At 62.6% G+C, this 3,963-nt stretch carries 3 protein-coding genes and 2 pseudogenes; 2 read left to right on the top strand and 3 right to left on the bottom strand.

Annotated features, from left to right (window positions below; all coding sequences use genetic code 11):
* Nucleotides 1–378, top strand: a 378-nt coding sequence (locus DAD99_RS21240) for a DDE-type integrase/transposase/recombinase (RefSeq protein ID WP_193343157.1), incomplete at its 5' end; no start/stop codon positions are given.
* A 15-nt stretch (nt 379–393) separates the two neighbouring features.
* Here the strand turns inward: DAD99_RS21240 and DAD99_RS21235 are convergent.
* The 3 genes and pseudogenes from DAD99_RS21235 to DAD99_RS21225 form a co-directional block, all read right to left on the bottom strand.
* A pseudogene (locus tag DAD99_RS21235) lies at nt 394–1,382 on the bottom strand (tyrosine-type recombinase/integrase).
* Complete coding sequence (locus tag DAD99_RS21230; RefSeq protein ID WP_227008368.1) at nt 1,379–2,302, bottom strand: tyrosine-type recombinase/integrase; 924 nt, start codon at nt 2,300–2,302, stop codon at nt 1,379–1,381. The pseudogene DAD99_RS21235 and the gene DAD99_RS21230 overlap by 4 nt, the downstream one beginning before the upstream one ends.
* Complete coding sequence (locus DAD99_RS21225) at nt 2,302–3,489, bottom strand: tyrosine-type recombinase/integrase (protein ID WP_193343155.1); 1,188 nt, start codon at nt 3,487–3,489, stop codon at nt 2,302–2,304. Before DAD99_RS21225 ends, DAD99_RS21230 begins: the two co-directional genes overlap by 1 nt.
* 197 nt (nt 3,490–3,686) lie before the next feature.
* Between DAD99_RS21225 and DAD99_RS22400 the strand changes: the two are divergent.
* Nucleotides 3,687–3,963, top strand: a pseudogene (locus DAD99_RS22400) (IS3 family transposase); the annotation flags it as partial.

Below are 3,963 nucleotides of genomic sequence, written 5' to 3'. Positions count from 1 at the left end.
TGGTCGTGGGACATCTCCGACGTCTATTCCAAGTGGCAGGGGAAGGTTTTCAAGGTGTACTCAATCATGGACATCTTCTCCCGGGAGATCGTCGGCTGGCGGGTGGAGGACCGCGAGTCCGACCACCTCGCCGCGGACATGTTCGAGACAGCCATCGCCCGGCACGGCGCCCCGCGCATCGTGCATGCCGATTCAGGCCCGGCCATGAGATCAAACCTGCTCCGTGACACCCTCACCGCCCACGGCGTGGAACTGTCCCATAACCGCCCGTACGTCTCCAACGACAATCCCTTCTCGGATTATGCCGGGCCCGTGATTATGCCGAACACGGACCGGCGCGGGCATGTTTGTGCTGGTCAGGGGGCTGTCGCGGCCTGACCTATTCGGCATAATTCAGAGTGTGTCGAGGTAGGCAAGCAGCGAGTCCGGCGGGCGGTAGCGGTTCGGGGCTACTTCCAGGGGCGTGGTCTTGTCCAGAGCCCGTTGTTTGACGGCGAGGTCGGCATGCATATAGATCTGTGTCGAGGCGATACTTTCGTGGCCGAGCCAGAGGGCGATTACCGAGATATCCACCCCTGCTTCGCGTAGGAACATGGCAGCGCTGTGGCGCAGGACGTGAGGGGTGACTCGCTTGTTCGCCAGCGATGGGCAGCGAGATGCCGCGGCGCTGGCATATTTGTTCACCAGCCATTCAACGGCGTCGGTACTCAACGGTGTCCCGTGTCGGCTTGGGAACAGTGGCGAGCCGGGCTGGGCGTCATTCGCTTTCAACCATTCCCGCAGCGTGGCGACGGTCCCGGCGGTCAAAGGTGTGGATCGTTGTTTCGGCCCTTGCCACGACAACGAACGTGAGGCCCGGTTGTCAGGTTGACGTCGTCGCGCCGCAGGCCGGTGAGTTCCGCGACGCGCAAACCTGTTTGGACTGCGACGGTGAGCAGCGCGTGGTCACGGCGACCGAGCCAGGTGTCTTTGTCCGGGACGGAGAGGATCGCTTCAACTTCCTCTTTGCTGAGGAACGCAACGATGCCTTGATCGAACCGTTTCTGTGGGATCGCCAGGACGCGCGAGATCAGGTCGGCGTGTTCGGGGTGCTCGTGCGCGGCGAACTTGAACAGCGAATGGATCGCGGCCAGGCGCGCGTTGCGGCTTCGCACGGTGTTGCCCCGCCCGGTTTCCAGATAGCTGAGGAACGCTCCGATCGTCGGGGCGTCGAGGTCGGCGATGTCCAGGCCCGCCGGAGCGAGCTTCTTTGTCTCGGCGATGAATCCGAAGAGCAGCCGGAACGTATCGCGGTAGGCGGCGACGGTGGCCGGGCTGACCTGCCGTTGGGTGAGGAGGCGGTCGGTGAAGAACTTTTGCAGGGTCGGGGCGAGCAGGCTCATGGTAGTTCTCCCAGGAATTCCTCAAGGCGCGCTCCGACGATGGCGAAGAGTTCGGGGGCGGCTTGCAGATACCAGTAGGTGGATGCGGGATCGCTGTGTCCGAGGACAGCTGAGAGCAGGGGTATTCGGGCGTCGACATCGGCATGCTGTTGGTGCCAGTCGATCAGTTGGCGAACCGCGTAGCTGTGGCGGAGGTCATGTATTCGGGGCCGGGGTCGTTGCCCTCTCCCGGTCAGCCCTGCCTGGTCGATCAGGAGCGGAAACGTTGCGTGTATTGAGTCCTTGTTCATCCTGGTGCCCCGTATCGAGACGAACACCGACGGTGACATCGGGTCCGGGAAGTGGCGGTCGACGCAGTCGAAATAGTGTTGGAGCGCCCGGAGGGTTGTTTCGTGCAGCGGCACCTTTCGCCCGCCACCCTTGGCATGCCGGACAACCAGCAGTAAGTGCTTTTTGTCGATGTCCTCGCGGTTGAGAGCCAGGGCTTCCCCGAGTCGCAGGCCGGTGACTGAAAGCAAGCCGATGATCGTCTCGTAGGTGGCGGCACGCAGGGGCGGGTTTAGGGACCGGGCGGACGCCATCAGGGCCGCGATGTCAGCACCGGAGTACAAGTACGGTGCAAGGCGCTGCTGCCGTGCCGGCAGCAGGTCAGCTGGCGGCACCTCGGTCTCTGGGTCGATGGTGCGCAAGTACTCGGCGAACCCGCGAACGAAGCACAGTCGTTGACGCCACCAGACCGGGTGGGTGTTCACGGGCCGGGTTGCCCATGCAAGGGCCAATTCGGTGCTGACATGCTCGGCGCCATTCTTGTGCAGGTAGCCGACGAAGTCCGGCAACAAGGACCCGGCATCGACGAGTTTGAAGCCCAGACCACGACGCATGGCGAGATAGGAGTCGACCGCTGCGGAAAGATCAGTCATCACGCACCAGGCCAGGGCCGTGCCAACTCGCGCATGAGCGCAGAGTCGACGGTGGTGTAGGACACGGTGACCGCCATGCTCCGGTGCCTCATGACCTGTGCGATCTCCGGCCATGAAGCGCCGTTGCGGACCAGCTGCGTCGCGGTGCCGTGCCGTAGCTGGTGCGCTCCCATTGCAGGCAGCCCAACGCGACGGCATAGGCGCTCCACGACGTCACCGACACCGGTGGGGCTCATCGGGCCTTCCGGTGCTCTCATCTGGACGAACAGGGCACGGCAACCCGGCGGAACTCGGCGATGGCCATCCTGGAGGTAGCGCACGATTGCCTCACCGACGTCTTTGGGGATCGGGAGAAGCTCCTGATGGTTGCCTTTTCCCCGGATCGTGATTTCACCGTGCCGCCAGTCGATGTCATCGACCCGCAACCCGGCCACCTCACCGCAGCGCAGTCCCAGCCGCCACAGAACCGTCAGAATCGCGCTGTCGCGTAACCCCACGTCGCGACCGCAGTCACAGCCGCCAAGCAGACGGGCGAAATCATGTTCGCCAAGCTCACACGGCACGTTTTGACGGTGTCCGGCGACCTTCGGAAGCGCCAAAGCGAGAGGCTGAGCGGTGATACCTGTGACGTGGAGGAACCGCAGAAAGGATGCCAACGCGCTCACCGTCTTCTTCGACCACCCGACACTTGAGCGTGCGGCCAGTGCTGCGATATACGCCGTGACCTCGGCTGCCGAGAGCTCCTCCAACCGGGAATCCCGTCCCTTGCAGAAACATTCGGCGACATGCATGTTGCCCGATATCGAACCCTCGGCAAGGCCACGCTCAGTGGCCAGATAGCTGCGATACCGCTCAAGAAGCTGCGCGACGTGATCCACTGGTGATGGGACCTCGGGCGCTACGTCGATCCCACGCAAATACGCGATCGGAAGCGCAAAATTCGCAACCGACACGAACGTTGTTCGTCCCTGGGCCCGTCGGGCCGCAACCAACCGCTCCACACACCCGGCATCCAGATCGCCGACGGCCAAACCTTGGTTGAGCATCCAACGAGCCAGCACGGCGAACTGCCGCAGCCTCCAGTGAACGGAGTCTGGAGCATAACCCCGGCCTTCGAGGCTCACCCGATACCCCTCGACATACAACGAAAGTGGACCAGCAACACCCACTGACTGCCGCTTCTTCATCTTGGCCTCCTCTGAACGAAAAACCTGTACAGAGCAAGCATCAAACGACCACGTAATTATGCCGAATAGGTCAGGCCGCGACAGCCCCCTGACCAGCACAAACATGCCCGCGCCGGTCCGTGTTCGGCATAATCACGGGCCCGGCATAATCCGAGTTATTCCGAATTCGGAATAACTCGGAGTCAGGGTTTCGCACCATGAAATACCGGCCCGGCTACCCCCGGATCTTTGACGATCTCGAGGCCGCGAGGGAGTACCTCACCGACTATGTGCACTGGTACAGCACCGATCACAAACACTCCGGCATCGCGCTGTTCTCACCCTCACAAGTCCACAACGGCTCTTGGAAAGAGCTCTGGGACAAGCGAGACCAAGTCCACCAGGACTACTACGAACGACACCCAGAAAGATTCCGCCAACGACCCACCACACCGGCCCCCGCCCAACACGTCGGGATCAACCTGCCCGAGACCA

The organism is Pseudarthrobacter sp. AB1 (genome assembly GCF_014926485.1).
Classification (GTDB): Bacteria; Actinomycetota; Actinomycetes; order Actinomycetales; family Micrococcaceae; genus Arthrobacter.
This window is presented reverse-complemented; position numbering and strand designations above follow the sequence as displayed.

Excerpts from the sequence above, each read along its gene's own strand:
- DAD99_RS21225 (WP_193343155.1), bottom strand. The coding sequence starts at position 3,489 with ATGAAGAAGCGGCAGTCAGTGGGTGTTGCTGGTCCACTTTCGTTGTAT.
- DAD99_RS21230 (WP_227008368.1), bottom strand. The coding sequence starts at position 2,302 with ATGACTGATCTTTCCGCAGCGGTCGACTCCTATCTCGCCATGCGTCGT.